Here is a 22,609-nt window from a genome sequence, read left to right as displayed (position 1 = left end):
ACTGTCCGCCTCATCGCCGCCCCTAAGAAGCCCGAAAACCGGAAACCGGAAAACCCGAAACCCGAAGAACTGGTGCCACTTCGACGCACCGGTCCTGCCCACGGTTCCCTCAATCGGTTCCCTCAATCCACGCAGGAGGCCCCATGTCCGACGACCGCACACAAGACCGTCAAGCCATCAGCGACCTGATGACCGGCTGGATCCACCGCGACCGCCAGGACTGGGAAGCGCTGGCCACCCTCTTCCACCCGGACGCGACCCTCAGAATCCTGTGGTTCGACGGCAAAGCCCTCGACTTCGTCGAAGGCTCCCGCCGCATGTCCCACGGCCCCCTGCGCAGCAAGCACTTCATCGGCGCCCCGACCGTCGAGTTCGCCGGCGACCGGGCCTTCGTCGAGACCAACGCGATCCTCCTCGCCGACCACACGGAACTGGGCATCGGCGCCACGGTCCACAACCGCTTCCTCGACCGCGTCAGCCGCCGCGACGGCGTCTGGCGCATCGAGCACCGCGACTCCGTCTACGACATGGGCGGCTTCACGTTCCCGTTCGGCACGCGTGCCGCCGAGGACATCGACTCCGACGACCTGCGCAGCCGGCATCCCCGCGAGTACGCCGCTCTGGCCTACCTGCTCGAAAGCACCGGCGCGTCAGTGGCCGGCCCGTTCCCGACCCGCTTCAGCGACCAGGAACAGGCCATCCTCGACGCGGCCCGCGCCTGGCTGGCCGACGCCTGACAATGGGTCAACGCTTCAAGTCGATGAGTCGACGCATCAAGCAGGCATAGGCAGCAACATGATCGGTGCGGTCGTCGGCTGCGCCGACCCCCCGGCCGGCTCCACCGTCAGCCCGATCGTCTGCGCGTCACCCAACCCGTGCGCCAGCACCGAGTCCGAAGCCTGCGTCCCGGCGGGCAGCACCCCACCGGACCGCGTCCCGGACGGCCCCATCATCCACAGCTGGTAAGCCTTCCCCGGCTCCAGGCGCGCCAGCCCGCTGATCGTGATCGCCGCCTCGTCCCGCGACCGCGAGACCAGTACGATCCCGGTCCCGCCGCTGCTGACGTTCACGCTGTCGGCGTGCGCGTCCGGCGCCGACAGCAGCGTCGAGATCGCCGCACTGCGCTGGTTCGCCTGGTCGATCTGGCTCTGCTGGTCGCCGACCCGCACCCCCAGCACCGCGACCGCCACCGCCAGCCCGGTCGCCACGCCCCACCCCAGGGCCGTGAACCACCGCCGCCGGGGCCGGGCCGCGGCCTGCCGCGCCGCGGCCAGGTCGGCCGCCGGGCCGTGCGCGACCAGCGGCGGGATCTGCCGCGTCACCGCGATCTGCGCGTCCACCGCCGCCTTCAGCCGCGCCGGCGGCGTCTCGGCGGCGGCCGAGGCCAGCAGCGCCGCGGTCTCCTGCAGCTCAGCCACCTCCTGCACGCAGGTGGGGCACTGGGCCAGATGACGTTCGAAAGCCTCACGCTCGGCCGGCTCCAGCGCGTGGCACACATACGCTCCGGTGAGCGAGTGGACTTCCGGGTCCATGGCGTTCATCCTCCCACCCCCAGGCAGTCGCGGAGCCGGGCCAGGCCGTCGCGCAGACGGGTTTTCACAGTGCCGAGCGGGCTGTTCAACAGATGCGCCACCTGCGAGTACGTGTAGCCGCCGTAATACGCCAACGTCACCGACTGGCGTTGTAGTTCTGTGAGCCCCTCCATACATCGCCGGACGCGCTCCCGGTCCAGCCGCGCCTCCACCGCCTCCACCACCTGGTCGAACGGCGGCTCGACCATCAGCTCGGCGGCGCGCGCGTCGCGGCGGGCGGCGGCATCGGCGGAGCGCACGCGGTCCACGGCGCGCGCGTGCGCCATGGTCAGCGCCCAGGCCCGGACCGAGCCGCGCTCCGGATCGAAGCGGCTGGCGGTGCGCCAGATCTCGACCAGCACCTCCTGTGCCACCTCCTCGGCCTGCGCCGGATCGCGCAGCACGCGGCGCGCCACACCCAGGATCGGCGGGGCGAGCTGTTCGTAGACCGTGTCGAAGGCCTGCCGGTCGCCGAGGGCCACGCGGTGCAGCTGCGATTCGAGCGTCGCCTGTTCCTCAGGCGCGGTCTTGGAGCCGGCAGACTTGGAGCCGGCACGTCCGAGCATGGGCTGTCGTCTCCAGCTGTCGAAGTCGTCGGGGGCACGGCGGCGCTCTGCCTGTCCCAATTCTGGCCTCACGACTGCTATTCGGTGCCCAAGCCGTCCCGGATTGGTCCGGACGTGTCTACATCGTCGGCTCCGCGTTGATGCCGGTCAGCAGCCTCAGCTCCGCTTCGGGAAGCGGGGGAGAAACGCGCTGGTCCGTGCGGCGTAGTCGGCGTAGCCGGGACGCGTCGCCGACAAATGGGCCTCCACCAGGGGCTTACCGCTCCCGGAGGTCAGCAGCCAGGTCATCAGCGCCGGCGACAGGACGGTCAGCAGCACCGGCCAGGCGCCCACGGCGATCAGGAACAGCCCCCACCACACACAGGCGTCGCCGAAGTAGTTGGGGTGGCGGGTATAGCGCCACAAGCCCTCGGTCATGAGACGGCCGCGGTTGGCCGGATCGGATTTGAAGCGCGCCAGCTGCCAGTCGCCGACCGCCTCGAAACCGATGCCGACCAGCCACAGCAGCACGCCGATCACGGCGCACGCGACGGCCACGGCCGAAGTGCCGATCGCGACCAGGCCGACCTGCACCGGCAGCGAAATGAACCAGACCAGCGCCCCTTGCAGCAGGTAGACGCGGGTGAACGCGGCCCACGCCGGATTCCCGCCGGCCTTGGCCAGCATCGCGGCGTAGCGGGGATCCTCCGGGGCGCCGCGTCCGCGTCGGGCGATGTGCAGCGAGAGCCGCAGCCCCCACGCGACGGTGCAGGCGGTCAGCAGCCAGCGGCGCCATCCGTCGCCGTGCCCGGTGGTCAGCGCGGTGGTCACGACGGCGACCAGCGCGAACGCCGATCCCCATACGGCGTCGACGTATCGGTGACGGTTCCGAGGTAGGGCGACGACGAACACGGCGCTGAACACGATCAGAAGAACCGCCGCGTCGATGGCCGACACGGCGGCGAACGCCGACACTGACTCAGCCCGCATACTTACTGTCCTCCGGTCTTTGTCAGGTCTTTGATTTTGCGGTCGCGCCTGGCGCTTCGGCGGGTTCCAGGTCGTGGGACGACCGGCAGCCCGCGCAGGAACAACGCAACACCCTGCCTTCGGATGCGGGCCGCGACCGCCAGCGGCGCCAGCGGGTGCCGGGCGGCCAGGCGCAGCAGCTCGCGGGGGGTCGCGGCGCGGCGCCGGCCGTGGACGCTGGCCACGAACGGCGCCGCGTCCGGCACGTCCAGCTGGATCGCGAGGCTGAGCTGGTCGTCGGGCTCGGGCAGACGCATGCGGTAGACGCCGCCTTCGATCGGCAGGAAGGGCGAGACGTAGAACTCCTTGGCGACGTTCGCGCGGCCTTCCTCGTCGGGGAACAGGAGATAGGCGTGGCGTCCACCGTAAGTGTTGTGGACTTCGGCGACGGCGCACAGGAGGCGGTCGTCGGCGTCGCGGACCCAGTAGACCGTCAGCGGGTTGAACACGTAGCCGAGCACGCGGGCCGCGGTGAGCATCAGGACCCTGCCGCCGGTGAGGTAGATCCCGTGGTCGGCGAGGAAGTCCTCCAAGCCGGCGCGGATGCTGATGTCGGTGCCGGTGAAGTGGTCGGCGGGGGTGAAACCGGCGAGCGGACGCAGCGGGCCGGGCAGGTGGGGGAGGTGGTCGAGGTCGACCAGCCAGAGGTAGGAGGAGTACGTGAAGTCGTTCGCCACGCGGCCTCGGCGCACGTGGCGGATGTGGCATTCGTAGAGCGCTGATGTTTCCGCTGGGGTACTCGCCACGCTGCTCACCAGGTCACCCCGAACGCCGCGGCGGCCGCGACGCCGGAGGCGCAGCCGTCCTCGTGGAAGCCCCAGCCGTGGTAGGCGCCGGCGAAGGCGGTGCGGGCGGTGGTCAGCGCCGCGAGGCGGGAGCGTGCCGCGACGGATTCGGGGGTGTAGACGGGGTGTTCGTAGCGCATGCGGTCGATGACGGCCGCCGGGTCGATCCGGTCGGCGGCGTTCATCGTGACCAGGTACTCGACCGGCGTGGTGAGGTGGTGGAGGTGGTTCATCGCGTAGGTCACGACGGCGCGGTCCGCGGATCCGTCGGGGTGAGGCTGGGGCCGGGGTCGCGACTGCGGCTGCGGCCGCTTGGAGCTGCGGGTGCAGGAGGGCAGCAGGTAGTTCCACGAGCTGTAGGCGGCGCGCGTCGACGGGAGCAGTGCGGTGTCGGTGTGGAGCACGGTCTCGTTGACCGAGTAGGGGATGGCGCCGAGGACCGCGGATTCCTCCGGGGTGGGGTCGGCGAGGAGGCGTAATGCCTGGTCGGAGTGGGTGGCGACGACGACTTTGGCGACGGTGTGGAGGTCGTCGGCGTCGTCACGGATCTCGACTCCGTCTGCGGTACGGCGCAGGGTCCGGACCGGGGTGCTCAGGTGGACGGCGTGCAGGTTCTTCACCGCGCGCTCCACGTAGGTCTTCGAGCCGCCGGTGACGGTGCGCCAGCTGGGCGAGCCGGTGACGGCGAGCATGCCGTGGTGGTTGAGGAACTGGAACAGGTACGCGGCCGGGTAGCGTTCCGCGGTCTCGCGTCCGGAGGACCACACAGCGGAGACCAGCGGGAGGATGAAGTGGTCGGTGAAGAAGCGGGAGTAGCCGCCGGCGGCCAGGAACTCGCGCAGCGTGGTGGCGGAGGCGGCCGGGTCAGGCGTGGTTTCCAGCAGCTGACGTGCGTCGCGGTGGAACCTGCGCACCTCCAGGAGCATCCGGAGGAACGCCGGACGTAACGCCTGGCCGGGGGTGGCGAACAGGCCGCGCGGGCCCTTCGCGCCGGCGTACTCCAGGCCGCAGCCCTCGCAGCGCACGCTCATCGACATCTCGGTCGGCTGGGTGGCGACGCCGAGCTCGGCGAACAGGCGGATGAGGTGCGGGTAGGTGCGGCGGTTGTGGACGATGAAGCCGCTGTCGACGGAGAGTATGCGGCCGGCGTCGGCGACCTCGTGGGTGTGGGCGTGGCCGCCGAGGCGGTCGTCCGCTTCGAACAGCAGGACGTCGTAGCGCCGTTGCAGGACGTAGGCGGCTGTCAGCCCGGCGATGCCGGAGCCGATGACCGCTACCTGCTCGCGGTTGTTGTCCCGTGCTGACGCCGATGCGGTCACCGGTACCTCCCTTGACGATGTCTCGACAGGAGGTATTCGGTGCCGGCGGGGATCCGGATTGGCGGATTCGGGGAGCGGGCAATCCGTGCGGCGTGCCGCTCCGAATCGGCAAGGAGAGCTGCTGGAATGGATTGGTGAGTAAGCCGTTGCCTACATCTTCTTCGTTGCCGTCCGGGCCGCCGACCGCGATCGCGCTGTTCACCCGTGACCTGCGTGTTCACGACAACCCGGTGTTGGCCGCCGCGGCGGCGTCCGGTGGCGGGGCCGGGGGCTCGGACGGCCGGGTGGTACCGCTGTTCGTGCTCGACGACGGGATCCTGCCGCTGATCAGCCCGACGCGGCGGCGGTTCCTGGAGGAGTGCCTGGCCGACCTGGATGCGGGGCTTCGCAAGCTCGGCGGGCGGCTGGTGCTGCGGTCGGGGGAGGTCGTCGCAGAGGTCTGCCGGGTCGCGGCCGAGGTGGGGGCGACGGAGGTGCATCTGGCCGCCGATGTCACTGCTTACGCGCGGGAGCGGGAGCGTTCGCTCGCGTCGGCGTTGCGTGCGCAGGGTGCGGTGCTCCAGCTGCACGACCAGGTCCACACCATCCAGGTGCCGGGGGAGTTGCGGCCGACGGATCGGGACTACTTCTCGGTGTTCACGCCGTACTGGCGGCGGTGGGCCGAGCTGCCGTTGCGGGTTCCGGCCAAGGCGCCACGGCTGACCGTGCCCGACATCGCCGGGCTGACCGTGCCCGACCCCGGCCCTGTTCCGGGTGCCGACCTACCCGGTGGCGAGAGCGCCGGTCGGCTCCGGGCGCGCAAGTGGCTGGCCAACACCGTCGACGAGTACGAGGACATCCACGACGACCTCGCCGCCGACGTCACCTCGAAACTGTCGCCGTACCTGCACTTCGGCTGCGTGTCGGCCACCGAACTCGCGGCGCGCGCGACCCGCGACCACCCCGGCGCGGGCACGGAGGCGTTCCTGCGTCAGCTGTGCTGGCGCGACTTCCACCACCAGGTCCTCGCCGCGCGCCCGGACGCCGCCCATACCGACCTGCGCTCGCGCGGTACCTGGGCCGACGACGCCGAGGGCCTGGCGGCATGGACGTCGGGCGCCACCGGCATCCCCGTCGTCGACGCCGGCATCCGTCAGCTCGCCGCCGAAGGCTGGATGCACAACCGCGCGCGCCTGATCACCGCGGGCTTCCTGACCAAGACCCTCGGCATCGACTGGCGCCACGGCGCCGCGCACTTCGCGCACCACCTCCTCGACGCCGACGTCGCCAACAACATCCTGAACTGGCAGTGGGTCGCCGGCACCGGCATGGACACCCGCCCCAACCGCGTGCTGAACCCGCTGCGCCAGGCCGCGCGCTACGACCCGGCGGGGGAGTACGTACGCAGGTACGTCCCCGAACTCGCGGACTTGGCGGACCCGGCGCAGGTGCACCAGCCCTGGCGCCTCGGCCCGGCCGCGCTGAGCGAGCGCGGGTATCCGGCGCCGATCGTGGGGGTCGAGGGCGGCCGGGTCGCCAGGCGCGAGGTGGAGCCGGGGGAGGCGCTGTTCTGAGGCGCGTCGGCGCGAGCGGGGCGTGCATCTCGGAGGTGGGGCGTTTGCGTTCGTGGTGACGGCGTTTGCGTCATGCGAGTGGTACGGAGCATCCGTATATACCGGGCGTTCACTGTTATCACGTAGCCCCGCCACCGAAAGGCAACGGCGCAAGTGACGAAGATCCTTGTCGTGGACGACGAGCCGCAGCTGCTGCGAGCTCTCCGCATCACCTTGAAAGCCCGCTCGTACGAGGTCGAGACGGCCGGCGGCGGTGTGGACGCGCTCGCGTCCGCCGCGCGGCATCGTCCCGATCTCGTGCTGCTGGACCTCGGCCTGCCCGATATGGACGGCGCCGACGTCATCCTGCGCCTGCGCGGTTGGACGGAGGTCCCGATCGTGGTGCTCTCCGGGCGTACCGACCAGGCGGAGAAGGTGCGGGTGCTCGATGCCGGGGCGGATGACTTCGTCAGCAAACCGTTCTCCATGGACGAGCTCATCGCCCGCCTCCGCGCCGTGCTGCGACGCCGGGAGTTCGCGGGCGAAGCAGCCGCCTCGGCCGCGGTGCGGTTCGTCATCGGCCCCAGCACCGTGGACCTCGCGGCGCGCACGGTGACCCGCGACGGCGCCGGCATCCGCCTCACCCGCACCGAGTGGGCAGTGCTCGAACCACTCCTGCGGCACCCGAACCAACTCGTCAGCATCGCCCGCCTACTGCGCGACGTCTGGGGCCAGGCCGCCGGCGACAGCGGCCACCTGCGCTTCCACATGGCGCGCCTGCGCCGCAAGCTCGAAGCCGACCCGCAGCACCCGGTGCATCTGCTCACCGAGTTCGGGACGGGCTACCGCTTCGTGCCGGGGACTCGGGCGGCGGTGGAGGCGGCGACGGCGTGAGCTGACCTGAGCTGACCTGAGCTGAGCTGGGCACGCGCAAGCCGGAACCCGGCCCGGCCGGATTCGCCGGCCTTCAGACCGCCGCGTTCTTGGTGCCGATCTCGTCGATCAGGCCCTTGATGAGGCGTTCGATCTCGTCGCGGATGGGGCGCACGGCTTCGACACCCTGGCCGGCGGGGTCGGTGAGGACCCAGTCGAGGTACTTCTTGCCGGGGTAGACGGGGCAGGTGTCGCCGCAGCCCATGGTGATGATGTAGTCCGAGGCCAGGGCGGCTTCGTCGGTGAGGATCTTCGGGGTCTCAGCCGACAGGTCGATGCCGACCTCGTTCATGGCATCCAGCACCGCGGGGTTCACGGCGTCCGCCGGTGCGGAGCCGGCGGAGCGGACGGTGACGCGGTCCCCGGCGTAGTGGGTGAGGAATCCGGCGGCCATCTGGGAGCGGCCGGCGTTGTGGATGCAGACGAACAGCACGGACGGCTTGGTGTCGGACATCAGGGGGTGCCTTTCCGGTCGTCCGGTTCGCCGTCCGCGGCTTCCGGCAGGTAGGTGAGCAGGTCGGTCAGGCGGTCGGCACCGGCATGGGATGCGATCTCAGCGGCTCGCTGACCAGCGAGGCGTGGTCCTGCATCGACATATGTCTATGTTGACAGAAATGGATATTCCGAGGCAACGGCCCCGTCGTCGATCAGGATCGCCAGGCCGCCCAGGGCTTGACCTTGGAGTCGGATCCAAGGTTTAGCGTGGAGGCCATGAGCGGCACGGACGTGATGGTGAAGGGCCTGCGGGTCGCGGAGTTGGCCGCCGCCGTGGGCATCAGCCCGGACGCGGTCCGGTTCTACGAACGCGAGGGCCTGCTGCCGGCGCCGGAGCGCACCGCGTCCGGCTACCGGTCCTACGGCCCCGAAGCCGTGGAGCGGCTGCAGTTCGTGCAGGGCTGTCAGCGCCTGGGGCTGCGGCTGCGCGACATCGCTGACCTGTTGGCGGTACGCGACACCGGGACGTGCCCGTGCGAGCCCGCCGAGGATCTGCTGCGCCGCCGCATTGCCGAGGTGGACGCCGAAATGGCCCGCCTGGCGGCGCTTCGAGCGGAGATGGCGGCGATGGCCGATGCGCTGCCGTCCGCGACTTGTCCACCGCCGACCCCCGGCGTGTGGTGCCCGCCGACCGAGAGGAGGTGACGTTCCATGACCGAGATCGAGGTGAACGCGGCGTGCTGCTGCGACGACCCGGACTGTTCTCCGGAGCTGTGCGGCTGCGATTGCGGCTGCTGAGCTGAGTGTGACGCTTCGCCGCGCGCGCCGGCGGAGCTATGCCAGAGCTTTGTGATCCTCCTCGGCGACGGCCCAGGCCTGCGTATACGGGTGTTGAGTAAACCACAACTCTTGTTAACTTTATTGACGAGAGTCATTGCGGGTCGGCCACCCGCGTGCTTCATTGGTAAAACACCCTTACGAATCGCTTGTGGGAGGCCCACACCACCATGTCATCGATCCGTACCCGCCTGGCTGTGGCACTCGTCGCAGCCCTTGCACTCGCCACCCCGGCGGCCACCGCGAACGCCCGCGCGGCCGCTACGCACAGCGCCGCCGCCACGCGGTCCGCTGCCGCCACGCACTCCGCTGCCGCGTCGAGCGGCACCACGTACACGGCCGCCCAGGTGTTGGCCGACATCAAGCAGAACTCGACCTCCGCCACCCAGGTCAACACCAAGCCCCACATCAACACCATGACGCGGGCCATGAACGTGAACGTGTACCAGCCCACGGCCGGCGTCTTCGTCTACACCTCCAGCATGGCCATCGACGACGACGGCAGCGACCCCGATCCGGATCCGGACCACCAGGACCAGACCACCTTCCAGGACAGCAACGGCGCGCAACTGGCCGCGCACCACGTGCCGTTCTACGTCCTGGGCGACGACTGCTGGGACAAGACGAGCCCCTGCCCGCACTTCTTCTACAAGGAGCACGGCATCTCCGGCCGGCAGTTCGCGCTGGTCTTCTACAACGGCAACGTCATCGGCGCGATCTTCGGTGACACCCAGACCGGGAACAGTCAGACCACCTCGTCCAACGACTCGCGCGAGCTGGGCGAGGCGTCGGTGAAGGCGGCCTCGCTGCTCGGCATCCCGAGCAGCGGCACCACCGGCGGCGTGGACAACGGCGTGACCGTCGCGATCATCTCCGGCGCGTCCTGGGTCGTCAACGGCACCAACGCCAACCTCAACGCCAATGCCCAGGGCATGGTGCAGAACGCCCTGAACACCCTCGGCTCGAGCATGGGCGGCACGCCTCCGCCGCCGGCGAACGACTTCTCGGTGGCGGTGTCTCCGGCCTCGGGGTCGGTGACGGCCGGTTCTTCGGCGTCGGTGTCGGTCGGCACCTCCGTGACGTCCGGGTCCGCCGAGTCGGTGGCGCTGTCCGCGTCCGGCCTGCCGAGCGGGGCCACGGCCTCGTTCAGCCCGGCCAGCGTGAACTCCGGGGCGTCCTCGACACTGACCGTCGCCACCTCGGCGGCGACCCCGGCGGGTACGTATCCGATCACCGTGACCGGAACGGCGTCCAGTGGTACCCACACGGCCTCGTACACACTCACCGTCACCTCGGCCGGTAGCGGTGGTTGCACGTCGGCGCAGTTGTTGGCGAACCCTGGTTTCGAGTCGGGGGCCACGTCTTGGTCTCAGAGTTCGACGTTGGGTTTCACTCCGATCACCAAGGCCACGTCTGCTGAGCCGGCGCACTCCGGGTCGTGGATCGCGGACTTCAACGGCAACGGGTCCAAGGACACTGACACCGCTAGCCAGTCGGTGACCATACCGGCCGGTTGCACGGCGTCCCTGAGTTACTGGCTGCATGTCGATTCCACAGAAAGCACGACTACGGCCAAGCCCGACACGTTTACTGCGCAGGTGTTGAACTCGGCTGGGACGGTGCTGGGCACCGTCGGGTCGTTCTCGAACCTGGACAATGCCACCGGCTACACGCAGCGCACTGCCGACCTGTCCGCGTATGCCGGGCAGACGGTCACGCTGAAGTTCACCGGTGCCGAAACCGACACCAGCGGCGGCACCACCAACTTCGTCCTCGACGACACCGCGCTGAACGTCTCCGGCAGCACCTCGCCGCCGCCGACGAACGACTTCTCCGTCTCCGATGCTCCGGCATCGGGTTCGGTCACGGCCGGCGGCTCGGTGACGTCAACGGTCACGACCGCGGTGACATCCGGGTCGGCACAGTCGGTGGCCCTGTCGGCGTCCGGCCTGCCCGCCGGGGCCACGGCGAGTTTCAACCCGGCGTCGGTCACCGCGGGCGGTGCCAGTAGCCTGACCATCGCGACGGCCTCGACCACCCCGGCCGGGACCTACCCGGTGACCGTGACCGGCGCGGCCGCTTCGGGCTCGCACACCGCCACGCTCACGCTGACGGTGACCGCGCCCAGCGGTGGTTGCACGTCGGCGCAGTTGTTGGCGAACCCTGGTTTCGAGTCGGGGGCCACGTCTTGGTCTCAGAGTTCGACGTTGGGTTTCACTCCGATCACCAAGGCCACGTCTGCTGAGCCGGCGCACTCCGGGTCGTGGATCGCGGACTTCAACGGCAACGGGTCCAAGGACACTGACACCGCTAGCCAGTCGGTGACCATACCGGCCGGTTGCACGGCGTCCCTGAGTTACTGGCTGCATGTCGATTCCACGGAGAACACAACCAGCGCCAAGCCCGATACCTTCACTGTGCAGGTGTTGAACTCGGCTGGGACGGTGCTGGGTACCGTCGGGTCGTTCTCGAACCTGGACAACGGCACCGGTTACACCCAGCGCACCGCCGACCTGTCGGCGTACGCCGGGCAGACGGTCACGCTGAAGTTCAGCGGTGCCGAAACCGACACCAGCGGCGGCACCACCAACTTCGTCATCGACGACACCGCGCTGACGACTTCCTGATCGAGCGCTCCAAGGAACACGCCGGCCCCGACACTCTGGAAGGAGTGTCGGGGCCGGCACGTGTGAACTGCCGGACCCTGCAACGGCTTATGCAAGCCGCTGGTGCTCGCGGTCCCAGACCTGTGCCGCCGCCTGCACCGCGTCCCAGGTCGAGGCCAGCGGAGGGGCGTAGGACAAGTCCAGGTCGCTGATCTCCTCGATCCGCATGCCGTGGAACAGCGCCGTGGCGTAGATGTCCACGCGCTTGGCGATCTCGGCGCCGACGTGCCCGACCAGCTGGGCGCCCAGAAGCAGGCCGGTGTCGCGGTCCCCGGTGACCTTGATCGTGATCGGAGAGACACCCGGGTAGTAGCGCCTGTGGTCGTCCTGGACGCTCAGCGAGTCGACCGGACTCCAGCCCCGGCCTGCGGCTGCGGCCCCGGCGGTGTGCAAGCCGGTGCGGGCCGCGACCAGGTCGAACACCTTGACCACCTGGGTGCCCAGGCTCCCGGCGAACTTGCGGCTGCCGCCCAAGGCGTTCTCCCCGGCGATGCGACCTTGCTTGTGAGCGGTGGTGCCCAGTGGCAGCCACGTCTCGCCGAGCAGCCGGTGATGGGTGGTCGCGCAGTCCCCGGCGGCGAACATGTGCGGAATGCTGGTACGCATCTGCCGGTCCACCGCGATCGCCCCGCGCGCACCTAGACGGACGCCGGCGCCTTCAGCCAGAGCGGTGTTCGGCCGCACGCCGGCCACCACGAGGACCACATCGGCCGTGCGGACCAGATTCTGGCCGTCCGGGCCCTTGGCGCGCACCGTCAGCCCCGCCGCGTCGGTCGTGACCTCGGCGACGGTGGTCCCGGTCAGAACCTCCACACCGTGGAGCGCGAGTTCGGCACGGATGAGCGCTCCGAGATCGGCGTCGACCGTGGGCAGCACTTGGGGCAGCGCCTCGATCTGCGTCACCTGCACTCCACGGGTCATCAGCGCCTCGGCCATCTCCAGCCCGGTGTACCCGCCGCCGACGATCACGGCACTGCCCGGCTGCCGCGCCGACAGGTCGTCCATCAACGCCCGCGCGTCGCCGATCGAGCGCAGAAGGAACACACCCCGATCCGGCCCCAGCTCACGCAGCCCGGCGATCGGCGGCCGCACACTGTCGGCACCGGTGGCGACGATCAACTCGTCGTACGCCACCTCCGAGAGCCGGCCGTCACGCCCGCACACGCCGACGCGGCGCTGCTCGGCGTCGATCGACACCGCGGTGGACCACGGCACGACGTGCATCCCGGACGCCTCCAGATCGGCCATGGTGCGGTGCGCCAAATCACCCCAGTCCGCCACCTCGCCGGAGAGGAAGTACGGGATGCCGCAGATGGAGAAGTTCGGATAGCCGTCGGCGAGCAGCACGGTCACGTCGCTGCTGGGATCAAGTTCGCGGGCTCGCAGCGCCGCACTGATACCGGCATCGCTGCCACCGATCGCGACCACATGCTTAGCGGACATCAGGACTCCCGGGAGATGTCGATGTACTGATCTAAGTGGGTTGTGTGGATCTAAGTAAAGTGTCTCTGCCTTAACTGTCCTGCGCGTTTCAAGCACGTTCAGAACACCGCAGCCTGTTTCGCTGCCGATGCGAGCCGCGTCCGGGCCGCGCGAGCATCCACACCGCGTACAGCTCGGCCAAGAGGCCGACCATCCGCCAGCCGAGCTTGTCAGCTACAGCAGCTGGACCCGCCGTCCGCCTCGACGATCGCCAGCGGCCGGGCCGGCAGCCCGCCCGAAATCCCGGTCGCCAGCCCGATGCTCACCGGCTCCGGCGTCCCGCAGGAGCTGCCGCAGCCGCCGGCTTCGCCCTCGTCGCCGGGGAGGGTGGTGTTGCAGACCCCGGTCTCCGGTAGTTCCAGGCGGAGGTCGCGGGCGGCGTCCCAGTCCCCGTCCAAGGCGGCGACCACGGAGCGGGCTTGCTCGTAGCCGGTAGCGAGAAGGAACGTCGGGGCGCGGCCGTAGGACTTCATGCCGATCGCGTAGAAGTTGGGTTCCGGGTGCGCCAACTCGTCCACGCCGTGCGGGGGAACGGTGCCGCAGGAGTGCTCGTTCGGGTCGATCAGCGGGGCCAGGGCACGCGTCGAACCCAGGATCGGGTCCAGGTCCAGACGCAGCTCGCTGGTGATGGAGTGATCGGGACGGAACCCGGTCGCGGCCACGATCCGATCCACGGTCACGACCTTCTTCGCTCCACGGGCATCGGTGCTTTCGACCTCGACGTTGCCGTTACTGAGGACCCTGATCGCCTGCGCCGAGAACTGGTTGATCAACTCGATCTGCCCCTGCTCGACCAGCTTCTTCACTCGGGTCCCGAGGGCACCACGTGCCGGGAGGGCGTCAGCCTCTCCGCCGCCGTAACTGCGGGCCGCCGAACCGGTCCGGATCGCCCAGGAGATACGGGTCCCCGGCTCCTGCTCGGCGAGGTCGGCCAGCACCAGCAGCGTGTTCGCCGCCGAGTGCCCGGCGCCGACCACCAGCGTGTGCTTGCCGGCGTAGGTGGCGCGGGCCGGGCCGAGGACATCCGGGAGTGCGTGGTCGATGAACGCCGCTGCCTCGGCTTCGCCGTGGGCCGGCAGGCCGGAAGCGCCCAGGACGTTCGGAGTGCCCCAGGTGCCGGAGGCGTCGATGACCGCCCGGGCGTGCAGATCGGTGGTGACGCCCTCGGTCTCGACCCGCACCAGGAACGGCGCGAACTCGCGGCTGCGCGAGCGGACCCGGTCCACCCCGACCCGGCTGATCGCGGTCACCTGATGCCGCAGACGAATGTGCTTCGCGATCTGTGGCGTGGCGGCCAGCGGCACCAGGTACTGTTCGACCAGCTCCGCGCCGGTCGGCGAGGCGTCCTCATCCGGCGCGGTCCAGCCGGTCGGCTCCAACAGCGCACGGGCAGCGGCGTCGATGTCGTAGCGCCACGGGCTGAACAGCCGCACGTGGCCCCACTGGCGGATCGCCGCACCGACGGTGTCGCCGGCCTCCAGCACCTGGAAGGTGATGCCGCGCTCCGCCAGGTGCGCGGCGGCGGCCAGGCCGACCGGTCCCGCGCCGATCACCACGACGGGCAGTTCCTCCTGGGCCTGATTCATCGTTCCGACTCCGTCCTGTTCTATACGCGTGTTCTGCGATGCGAGTTCGATGACTGTTCGGACGACCAGTCCGGCCATCGCCGTCAGGGTTTCGGGCTGGACCCGCTCCGCCGTGTCGTCTTCCGAGTGATAGCCGGGCATCCCGGCCCCGAGGCCGACAACGGCCAGGCCGGCAACGGCGTACCGGCGGTTGTCCGAGGCGACCTGTCCAGCGGCCAGCGGGACGTCGGTCGCCCTCCCGGCCGCGTCGAGTGCGGTCAGGATCGGCATGGCGGCCCCGCCGGCCTCCACAGCGACCGACTCGTGCAACTCGCCGGCGCCGTCGACGTTGATGATCAGCGGGCTGTGACCCTCGGCGACCAGCCGGGCGGCGTGGTGGGCCGAGCCGAGCGTGCCGATCTCCTCGCCGTCGAGCAGCGCGATCGACAGGCCGGCGCCCTTCAGGACGTGCTTCTTCAGCAGCCGCGCGGCCTCCAGGACCACCGCGACACCGGAGGCATTGTCCGAGGCGCCGGGCCGATGGACCCCGTCGATGTCCCCGACACCGTCGTAGTGCGCGGTCAGCCAGATATCCGGCTCGCCGGACTCCGCGGGGACGATGGCGGCGTACAGGTTGGCGGCGCCGCCGACCGGCGTGTCGAAGGCGTCGACCTCGCTGACCGCGTCGAGTGCGGTCAGCTCGTCCTCAAGCCGGGCGCGGGCAGCGGTCCCGCCCGGGCTGGCCACACGTCGCCCGGCCAGCTCGCGCGCGGCCAGCGTCGTGACCGTGGCCTTCATGCGCTCAGCGGACGGCTCCGGCGCGATCGGGGCACTCATCAGCCGCAACCGCAGGCGCCGGTGGCCACCGCATCGGCCTTGGCAGCGGTGCCGCAGCAGGCTTCCTCGGCTGTCGCCTCGGCCATGGTGCCGCAGCACGGTCCGCCGGTCTCCGTCGGCGCGCCGGGCCCGGTATTCGCGGCCGGGCTGCCACAACAGCCGGTGCCGGCCGCCGGATTGAAGGCCTCCGCCAGATCGCCTTGGAACCCGCCGACGGGGCCCGTCACGGTCTGCTCGCTCATGTCCCTACTCCTCACGCAGGTGGTGGCACGCAGGTGGTGGTGCGATGAACGATCGGCGGTTCAGACGCGCGGCAGGCTCAGCACGGCCGCAGTGCGGGCCGCCTCCAGCCGACGAGCCGAGCGCTCGACGCTGGTGGAGATGCCGGAGCCGTCGCAGAACTTCACGCCCAGGTCACGGGCCTGCTTGCTGGTGGTGCCGGAACGGCGGAACATGGGGTTCCCCTTATCTCGAAGTTTTTCGAAGCAGCCTCAGCTTGCCCCCTGTTTTGAGATCTGTCAATCTAGAGACATGTCGAAACAGAAGGAGCTGCCGCTGCTGGAGGCCGACACCTCCGCCCCGTGCTGCGAGCCCCTTGCCGAGCACTCCATCTCCACCGCCGACGCGATCGCCCTGGCCCCGGCCTTCAAGGCACTCGGCGACCCGATCCGCCTGCAACTGCTCTCCCAGATCGCCTCCGCCCCCGAAGGCGAGACCTGCGTGTGCGACCTGAACGTCGGCTTCGACGTCTCCGGCCCCACCATCAGCCACCACCTCAAAGTGCTTCGCGAGGCCGGCCTCATCGAAGGCGAACGCCGCGGAACCTGGGTCTACTACACCGCCGTGCGCGAGAAGATGTCCGCGCTGGCCGGGCTCCTCGTCACGGAACCCGCCGGAGCAGCCGGCTGACCCGGCGGCAGCGCGCGGCGAGTCCCGATTGCGTGGCCGGCTACGTGGTTTCGCCGATGTAGGGAGACCTGCGGGGACGCGAAACTCGTGGGACGTCTCAACACCCACGACGATCCCGCGTCACGGAAAGAAGTTCCCATGAAACCAGGCACGATCCGAGTCAATGGACGACACAGCCCGATGGCGTGGCTGCTCTACCTGACCAAGCTCACCATCGAAATCGACGGCACGCCGCAAACGGGTTCCTGGGGAGAGCGCACCATTTCGGTCGCGCCCGGGCGGCATGAGGTGAAGGTCTACTTCAAGTACATCACCAAGGAGCGCTGCTGCGAAGCGTGGGCGAAGGTCGACGTCGTCGACGGTCAGTCCGTCGCCATGGAGTACCGGAGCCCGATGATGATGACGTCGGCCGGCCGCCTGACGGTTCACGGCTGAGGCGTCGGGGAGCGATCACAGCTGTGAAGACACGTGGGGGGATCCCGCCGCTGGCAGGGCGCGCCGCCGCCCGGCCGTAGCCCGGCGTCGTGCTCAGCGGACCGGCTGCGCGTTCGCTGACGCGGCTGATCGAGCCCTGGGATCGAGAGTTTCCGGCCCGGACGGTGCCCGGTCCGCTCGCGACCGAGGCATTGCCCTGGTGGGCTCGCCGGGGGTGACGTGGAGCCGGCCGCGGTGCTGGTTCGCGGCAGAATATCGCCATGAAGCTCGAGCGCGTCGAAATCCGTCGGATCGACATCCCGTTACGCACGCCGTTCCGGACCTCGCTGGGACTTGAGCTGAACCGTGACATCCTGCTGTTGCGCGCCGACACGTCCGAGGGCTCCGGCTGGGGCGAGTGCGTTGCCATGCCCGAGCCCGGCTACTCGGAGGAGTACCTGGACGGTGCCGCGGAGATGATCCGGCGCTTTCTGCTGCCGGCGGTGGCGGCGCTCGACGATCTCACCCCGGCGCGGGTGGCCGCGGCGATGGCGGCGTTTCCCGGCCATCCGATGGCCAAGGCGACGGTCGAGATGGCGGTCACGGACGCGTGGCTCCGGGCGCGGGGGACCTCGTACGCCGACCACCTCGGCGGGATGCGCGACGTCGTGGACTGCGGGGTGTCGGTGGGCATCGCGGACACGCTCGATCTCCTCGTCGCCGAGGTCTCGGGCTACGTGGACCAGGGCTACCGCCGGGTCAAGCTGAAGATCGAGCCGGGCTGGGACCTCGCGCCGGTCCGGGCGGTCCGCGAGCGCTTCCCGGACATTGCGCTCCAAGCCGACGCCAATGCCGCCTACACCCTCGGCGACGCCCGCCACCTGGCCGCCCTCGACGCCTTCGACCTGGTGATGCTCGAGCAGCCGCTGGCCGCCGAGGGCCTGCGCGACCACGCCGCGCTGGCCCGCATGCTGCGCACCCCGATCTGCCTGGACGAGTCCATCACCTCCGCGCGCAGCGCCGCCGACGCCATCGGCCTGGGGGCGTGCGCGATCGTCAACATCAAGGCCGGCCGGGTCGGCGGCTACCTGGAGGCGCGGCGCATCCACGACGTCTGCGCCGCGAACAGCGTGCCGGTCTGGTGCGGCGGGATGCTGGAGACCGGGCTGGGCCAGGCGGCCAACGTGGCGCTCGCGGCGCTGCCGGGCTTCACGCTGCCCGCGGACATCGTGCCGTCCGAGCGCTACTTCAGCACCGACGTCACGGCGCCGATCACCATGGACGAAGGCCGGATCGCGGTTCCGGAGGGGCCGGGTCTGGGGCTGGACCCGATTCCGGAGATCGTCGAGGGCTACACGACGGACGTGGTCACCGTCGGCGGGTTTTGATTGTCATATGCGACCTATGCGATCGCCATGAGCGATCTTCCCACGAGCGTGGAACCCCTTGTAACTTCCGGGTTACTGAATGTTCTCATCGTGAGAAGGCAAGGTTGACGTGAGTGCTGGCAACGTTCTTTCGCCGTCCTGCCCCGTCGCCGGCCACGAGCCCGAGCGCGGTTCCATGCCCGACATCACCGGGGAGGCCGAGGACTTCCTGCGGCAACTGCGCGACGAGGGCATCGGCCTCTCCCCTGATCGCGTCGACGAGGTTCGGGCCGAGATCCAGGCCACCGGCACCTACTCGCACACGGTCGAGGAGCTGCGCTGGGGAGCCCGCATCGCCTGGCGCAACACCCCGCGCTGCATCGGCAAGTTCTACTGGAAGGCGCTGGCGATCTGCGACATGCGGCATCTGACCACCGCCGAGGAGGTCTTCGCCGCGCTGGTCCAGCAGCTGCGCGAAGCCTTCGACGGCGGCCGGGTGCGCCTGCTGATGACCGTCTTCGCGCCCCGCGAACCCGGCCGCGAGGGCATCCGGATCTGGAACTCCCAGCTGATCCGCTACGCCGGGTACCGGCAGGCCGACGGCTCGGTGCTCGGCGATCCGGAGACCGCCGACCTCACCGAGCGCCTCACCGCGATGGGCTGGGAACCCGGCAAGCCGGGGCGCTTCGACATCCTGCCGATCGTCGTCCAGATGCCCGGCGAGCCCCCGAGGCTGTTCGACCTGCCGGCCGACGTCGTCCACGAGATACCTCTGACCCACCCCGTCCTGGACTGGTTCGCCGACCTGGGCCTGCGCTGGCACGCCTTCCCCAGCATCAGCGACCAGTGCCTGCGCATCGGCGGCGTCGACTACACCGCGGCGCCGTTCAGCGCCTGGTACACCGCCGCCGAGATCGGCGCACGCAACCTCTCCGACACCGGTCGCTACGACATGCTGCCGGAAGTGGCCCGGGGGATGGGCCTGGACACCAGGACAGACCGCACGCTGTGGAAGGACCGCGCCCTGGTCGAGCTGACCGCCGCCGTCATCCACTCCTTCGAGCAGGCCGGCGTGTCAGTCATCGATCACCACTTCGCGACCCGGCAGTTCGTCCGGCACGAGCAGCGCGAGCACGCCGCCGGCCGCGACACCGCGGCGCATTGGGAGCTCATCGTCCCGCCGATCGGCGGATCCGCCACTCCGGTTTGGGAACGCCGCTACGAGCCGACGCTGGTGTGCCCGAACTTCTTCCCGCAGGCAGCGCCTTCGGTAGGGGACGCCTCGTGGGAGAGCTGATACAGATCGGCGCCGCGCTGTGCATCCTGGTGGCGTTCACCTTGAGCCAGCTGGGAAAGGTCGACCAGAAGTCCCTCGGCTATCTGGTGCTCAACGCCGTGGGGTCCGGGGTGCTGTGCGAGATCGCGGTCGCGCAGCGCCAGTGGGGATTCACGATGCTCGAAGGCGTCTGGTGCGTGGTGTCCCTGGTCAGCCTGCTGCACAGCCGGGTCGGGAGCCGAAGCGCACCGACTCGACCTCGACCGGGTCCCGTTTCGCGCAGCCAGCGCTGAGTACGCGGCCGACGTCGAGGGCGGACGCGGGGAACACAAGCGGCCGGCATACGACACGCTCACCGGTGATCGCTCCGGAGCGAGGTCGGCGTTTGCGCTTCGCGAGCATTTGCCCGATACCGGGCTGAAACGAGCCGATGCATGAGTGGTGCGCTCTACGCTGAAGCAGCGGTAGAGATCCCTGTGCGGGATCTGAAACCCAGCCGGAGGAGGGACACATGCTCGCCGCAGCCTTCGTGACCGCCTCCGCCCTGCCGCACTACGGCCGCGGCGCCTCTACGACCGGCGTGATCATCTTTTTCGGGCTGTTTGCCGGCGTCGCCGTCGCCCTGGTGCTGGCGCGCCGGCGGCGATGACAGGATGCGCACGACTTGCAAGCATCCTTGTGAAGGCAATCACGATGCAGGTCAGAGCGCTGTCGATACGCGTTTGTGACCTGTTGGCGATTGCCCCGCGCGCGCTTGGATCGTGTTGGGGACACCCGTGTAAACCCCCGTGCGGTGCTGTGCTGTGCGCATGAGCGGACACATGTTCCGGCGGGCCGTGCGGTGAGCGCCGGCAATGTCGTGGGGCTGATCGTCGGAGTCGGCCTGATCGCCTATCTCGTCCTGGCGGTCCGATATCCGGGGAAGTTCTGATGACCCTCCAGACCACTGACAAGCCCGGGGTCACGGCTGTGGTCGCGCCCCCTGATACCGGGCGGCCGCACCGGGTGGGAGCCGGGACGCTGCGTCCCGAACAGCTCGTCACCGCGCTTCCCGAGGCGTTGCGCAAGCTGGATCCGAGGGTCCAGTTCCGCAACCCCGTCATGTTCGTCACCGAAGTCGGTGCGGCGCTGACCACGGGTTTGGCCGTCTGGCACCCGTCGTGGTTCGCCGTGCTGATCACCGGGTGGCTGTGGCTGACCGTGCTGTTCGCCAACCTGGCCGAGGCGGTGGCCGAGAGCCGCGGCCGGGCCCAGGCCGACAGCCTGCGCCGTACTCGCACCCAGACCACCGCACACCGGCTGGACGCGGGCTGGAAGCCCGGCGCCGACGCGGTCGCGGTCGCCGAGGAGATCTCCGCCGAACGACTGCGGCGCGGCGACTACGTGGTCTGCGACGTCGGGCACGTGATCCCCGGCGACGGTGACGTCGTCGAGGGCGTGGCCTCGGTCGACGAGTCGGCGATCACCGGCGAGTCGGCCCCGGTGATCCGGGAGTCCGGCGGCGACCGCTCGGCGGTCACCGGCGGGACCAGGGTCCTGTCCGACCGGATCGTCGTGCGGATCACCTCCGACCCCGGCCACAGCTTCCTGGACCGCATGATCGCCCTGGTCGAGGGCGCCAAACGGCAGAAGACCCCGAACGAGCTGGCGCTGAACCTGCTGCTGGTCGCGCTGACCTTCGTCTTCCTGGTCGCCGTCATCACTCTGCAGCCGCTGGCGATCTTCTCCAAGCACGCCGTCGGCTCCACCCCGAACTCTGCCGCGCTCACCGCGAACGGCGTGACCGGCGTCGTGCTGGTCGGTCTGTTGGTCTGCCTGATCCCGACGACGATCGGTGCGCTGCTGTCCGCGATCGGCATCGCCGGCATGGACCGCATGGTGCAGCGCAACGTGCTCGCGATGTCCGGGCGCGCGGTCGAGGCCGCCGGCGACGTGCACACGCTGCTCCTGGACAAGACCGGCACGATCACCTTCGGCAACCGCCGCGCCTCGGCGTTGCACCCCCTGGGCGACACCGCAGAGCACGAACTCGCCGCGGCCGCGCTGTTGGCGTCGCTGGCCGACGAGACGCCCGAAGGCCGCTCCATCGTGGAATTCGCCCGCGAACATCACGGCCTGGCGGGAACCGGGTCCGATCGCGGCGGCGGCGTCCTGGTCCCGTTCACCGCGACGACCCGGATGTCAGGGGTCGATCTCGACCACCCGACGCAGCGCAGACTGCGCAAGGGAGCGGCCCGCTCGATCGCGGCCTGGGTCCGCGAGAGCGGCGGCGAGGTTCCGAGGAACCTGGAGGAGGTCGTCGACGCGGTCGCGGCCAACGGATCCACCCCGCTGGCGGTGGCCGAGGCGGCGGACGGCACGGCGCGCGTCCTCGGCGTCATCGAGCTCAAGGACGTGGTGAAACCGGGCCTGGCCGCCAGGTTCGCCGAGCTGCGCAAGATGGGCATCAGGACGGTCATGATCACCGGGGACAACCCGGTGACCGCCAAGGCCATCGCCGCCGAAGCCGGGGTCGACGACTTCCTGGCCGAGGCCACGCCCGAGGACAAGCTCGCGCTGATCAAGGCCGAGCAGGCCGGCGGCAAGCTGGTGGCGATGACCGGCGACGGCACCAACGACGCCCCGGCGCTCGCGCAGGCCGACGTCGGCGTGGCCATGAACACCGGCACTTCCGCGGCCAAAGAGGCCGGGAACATGGTGGACCTGGACTCCGACCCCACGAAGATCATCGAGATCGTGGAGATCGGCAAGCAACTGCTGATCACGCGGGGAGCGTTGACGGCTTTCTCCATCGCCAACGACGTCGCGAAGTACTTCGCGATCCTGCCGGCCATGTTCGGCGGCGTGTATCCGGGTCTCAAGGCCCTGAACATCATGGGGCTGCACTCGCCGCTGTCGGCGATCATGTCAGCCGTCGTGTTCAATGCCCTGATCATCGTGGCACTGATCCCGCTCGCGCTGCGCGGCGTGCGCTACCGGCCCTCGTCCCCTTCGGCCCTGCTGTCCCGGAACCTGTGGGTCTACGGCCTCGGCGGCCTGGTGGCTCCGTTCCTGGCGATCAAACTGATCGATCTCGGCCTCGTCCAGTTCCTTCCCGGGATGTGAGA

Annotated in this window: 23 protein-coding genes and 1 pseudogene; 13 read left to right on the top strand and 11 right to left on the bottom strand. The window is 69.8% G+C overall.

Going from position 1 to position 22,609, the window contains the following annotated elements; translation table 11 throughout:
• The first annotated feature begins 143 nt into the window (after window positions 1-143).
• The gene (locus ABH920_RS21955) at window positions 144-737 is read left to right on the top strand and encodes a nuclear transport factor 2 family protein (protein WP_370350931.1); all 594 of its coding nucleotides are present in this window, start codon (window positions 144-146) and stop codon (window positions 735-737) included.
• Window positions 738-773: 36 nt separating this feature from the next.
• Here ABH920_RS21955 and ABH920_RS21950 read toward each other — a convergent pair whose 3' ends face one another.
• The 5 genes from ABH920_RS21950 to ABH920_RS21930 form a co-directional block, all read right to left on the bottom strand.
• Window positions 774-1,532 carry an anti-sigma factor domain-containing protein gene (locus ABH920_RS21950; RefSeq protein WP_370350930.1) on the bottom strand — a complete coding sequence of 253 codons (759 nt, stop codon included), beginning with the start codon at window positions 1,530-1,532 and terminating at the stop codon, window positions 774-776.
• Window positions 1,533-1,537: 5 nt separating this feature from the next.
• Window positions 1,538-2,137, bottom strand: a complete 600-nt coding sequence (sigK, locus tag ABH920_RS21945; protein ID WP_370350929.1) for an ECF RNA polymerase sigma factor SigK — start codon at window positions 2,135-2,137, stop codon at window positions 1,538-1,540.
• A 156-nt stretch (window positions 2,138-2,293) separates the two neighbouring features.
• Window positions 2,294-3,106, bottom strand: coding sequence for a DUF1295 domain-containing protein (locus ABH920_RS21940; RefSeq protein ID WP_370350928.1), 813 nt, complete (start codon window positions 3,104-3,106; stop codon window positions 2,294-2,296).
• Window positions 3,107-3,108: 2 nt separating this feature from the next.
• Window positions 3,109-3,891 carry a DUF1365 domain-containing protein gene (locus ABH920_RS21935; RefSeq protein WP_370350927.1) on the bottom strand — a complete coding sequence of 261 codons (783 nt, stop codon included), beginning with the start codon at window positions 3,889-3,891 and terminating at the stop codon, window positions 3,109-3,111.
• Between the two features lie 5 nt (window positions 3,892-3,896).
• Window positions 3,897-5,249 carry an NAD(P)/FAD-dependent oxidoreductase gene (locus tag ABH920_RS21930; RefSeq protein ID WP_370350926.1) on the bottom strand — a complete coding sequence of 451 codons (1,353 nt, stop codon included), beginning with the start codon at window positions 5,247-5,249 and terminating at the stop codon, window positions 3,897-3,899.
• 134 nt (window positions 5,250-5,383) lie between these two features.
• Between ABH920_RS21930 and ABH920_RS21925 the strand changes: the two genes are divergently transcribed.
• Together ABH920_RS21925 and ABH920_RS21920 are read left to right on the top strand one after the other, a co-directional pair.
• On the top strand, window positions 5,384-6,802 hold the full coding sequence (locus ABH920_RS21925; protein WP_370350925.1) for a deoxyribodipyrimidine photo-lyase: 1,419 nt from the start codon (window positions 5,384-5,386) through the stop codon (window positions 6,800-6,802).
• A 153-nt stretch (window positions 6,803-6,955) separates the two neighbouring features.
• Window positions 6,956-7,675 carry a response regulator transcription factor gene (locus ABH920_RS21920; RefSeq protein WP_370350924.1) on the top strand — a complete coding sequence of 240 codons (720 nt, stop codon included), beginning with the start codon at window positions 6,956-6,958 and terminating at the stop codon, window positions 7,673-7,675.
• Between the two features lie 73 nt (window positions 7,676-7,748).
• Here ABH920_RS21920 and ABH920_RS21915 read toward each other — a convergent pair whose 3' ends face one another.
• On the bottom strand, window positions 7,749-8,168 hold the full coding sequence (locus tag ABH920_RS21915) for an arsenate reductase ArsC (RefSeq protein WP_370350923.1): 420 nt from the start codon (window positions 8,166-8,168) through the stop codon (window positions 7,749-7,751).
• Between the two features lie 257 nt (window positions 8,169-8,425).
• On the opposite strand from ABH920_RS21915, the gene ABH920_RS21910 reads away from it, so the two are divergent.
• Entirely contained in the window at window positions 8,426-8,854 is a 429-nt protein-coding gene (locus tag ABH920_RS21910) for a heavy metal-responsive transcriptional regulator (protein WP_370350922.1), read from the top strand.
• A 302-nt stretch (window positions 8,855-9,156) separates the two neighbouring features.
• The gene (locus ABH920_RS21905) at window positions 9,157-11,613 is read left to right on the top strand and encodes a glycoside hydrolase family 75 protein (RefSeq protein WP_370350921.1); all 2,457 of its coding nucleotides are present in this window, start codon (window positions 9,157-9,159) and stop codon (window positions 11,611-11,613) included.
• A gap of 87 nt (window positions 11,614-11,700) precedes the next feature.
• On the opposite strand, the gene ABH920_RS21900 is transcribed toward ABH920_RS21905, so the two are convergent.
• From ABH920_RS21900 to ABH920_RS21880, 5 genes and pseudogenes are all read right to left on the bottom strand, one after another.
• Complete coding sequence (locus tag ABH920_RS21900) at window positions 11,701-13,095, bottom strand: FAD-dependent oxidoreductase (protein ID WP_370350920.1); 1,395 nt, start codon at window positions 13,093-13,095, stop codon at window positions 11,701-11,703.
• 209 nt (window positions 13,096-13,304) lie between these two features.
• Window positions 13,305-14,720, bottom strand: coding sequence for an FAD-dependent oxidoreductase (locus ABH920_RS21895; protein ID WP_370350978.1), 1,416 nt, complete (start codon window positions 14,718-14,720; stop codon window positions 13,305-13,307).
• Between the two features lie 69 nt (window positions 14,721-14,789).
• A pseudogene (locus tag ABH920_RS21890) lies at window positions 14,790-15,497 on the bottom strand (M28 family metallopeptidase); the annotation flags it as partial.
• Between the two features lie 38 nt (window positions 15,498-15,535).
• Window positions 15,536-15,778 (bottom strand): hypothetical protein, encoded by a 243-nt coding sequence (locus tag ABH920_RS21885; protein WP_370350919.1) that lies wholly within the window; start codon window positions 15,776-15,778, stop codon window positions 15,536-15,538.
• A gap of 60 nt (window positions 15,779-15,838) precedes the next feature.
• Window positions 15,839-15,991, bottom strand: a complete 153-nt coding sequence (locus ABH920_RS21880; RefSeq protein ID WP_370350918.1) for a hypothetical protein — start codon at window positions 15,989-15,991, stop codon at window positions 15,839-15,841.
• Between the two features lie 76 nt (window positions 15,992-16,067).
• On the opposite strand from ABH920_RS21880, the gene ABH920_RS21875 reads away from it, so the two are divergent.
• The 8 genes from ABH920_RS21875 (at window position 16,068) to kdpB (ending at window position 22,607) form a co-directional block, all read left to right on the top strand.
• Window positions 16,068-16,445 carry an ArsR/SmtB family transcription factor gene (locus ABH920_RS21875; protein ID WP_370350917.1) on the top strand — a complete coding sequence of 126 codons (378 nt, stop codon included), beginning with the start codon at window positions 16,068-16,070 and terminating at the stop codon, window positions 16,443-16,445.
• A gap of 138 nt (window positions 16,446-16,583) precedes the next feature.
• Window positions 16,584-16,880: a hypothetical protein gene (locus tag ABH920_RS21870; protein ID WP_370350916.1), complete on the top strand. Its 297-nt coding sequence runs from the start codon at window positions 16,584-16,586 to the stop codon at window positions 16,878-16,880.
• A gap of 260 nt (window positions 16,881-17,140) precedes the next feature.
• Window positions 17,141-18,247, top strand: coding sequence for an o-succinylbenzoate synthase (gene menC, locus ABH920_RS21865; RefSeq protein ID WP_370350915.1), 1,107 nt, complete (start codon window positions 17,141-17,143; stop codon window positions 18,245-18,247).
• A gap of 175 nt (window positions 18,248-18,422) precedes the next feature.
• Entirely contained in the window at window positions 18,423-19,523 is a 1,101-nt protein-coding gene (locus tag ABH920_RS21860) for a nitric oxide synthase oxygenase (RefSeq protein WP_370350914.1), read from the top strand.
• Complete coding sequence (locus tag ABH920_RS21855) at window positions 19,511-19,795, top strand: hypothetical protein (protein ID WP_370350913.1); 285 nt, start codon at window positions 19,511-19,513, stop codon at window positions 19,793-19,795. Before ABH920_RS21860 ends, ABH920_RS21855 begins: the two co-directional genes overlap by 13 nt.
• A gap of 218 nt (window positions 19,796-20,013) precedes the next feature.
• Window positions 20,014-20,151: a hypothetical protein gene (locus ABH920_RS21850; protein WP_370350912.1), complete on the top strand. Its 138-nt coding sequence runs from the start codon at window positions 20,014-20,016 to the stop codon at window positions 20,149-20,151.
• 192 nt (window positions 20,152-20,343) lie between these two features.
• Window positions 20,344-20,433 carry a K(+)-transporting ATPase subunit F gene (locus ABH920_RS21845; RefSeq protein ID WP_370350911.1) on the top strand — a complete coding sequence of 30 codons (90 nt, stop codon included), beginning with the start codon at window positions 20,344-20,346 and terminating at the stop codon, window positions 20,431-20,433.
• On the top strand, window positions 20,433-22,607 hold the full coding sequence (kdpB, locus tag ABH920_RS21840) for a potassium-transporting ATPase subunit KdpB (RefSeq protein WP_370350910.1): 2,175 nt from the start codon (window positions 20,433-20,435) through the stop codon (window positions 22,605-22,607). Before ABH920_RS21845 ends, kdpB begins: the two co-directional genes overlap by 1 nt.
• Window positions 22,608-22,609: the final 2 nt, after the last annotated feature.

The sequence above is a fragment of the Catenulispora sp. EB89 genome (assembly GCF_041261445.1).
Classification (GTDB): Bacteria; Actinomycetota; Actinomycetes; order Streptomycetales; family Catenulisporaceae; genus Catenulispora.
Note: the sequence above shows the minus strand (reverse complement) of the source record. Positions and strands in the feature narration are given on the sequence as shown.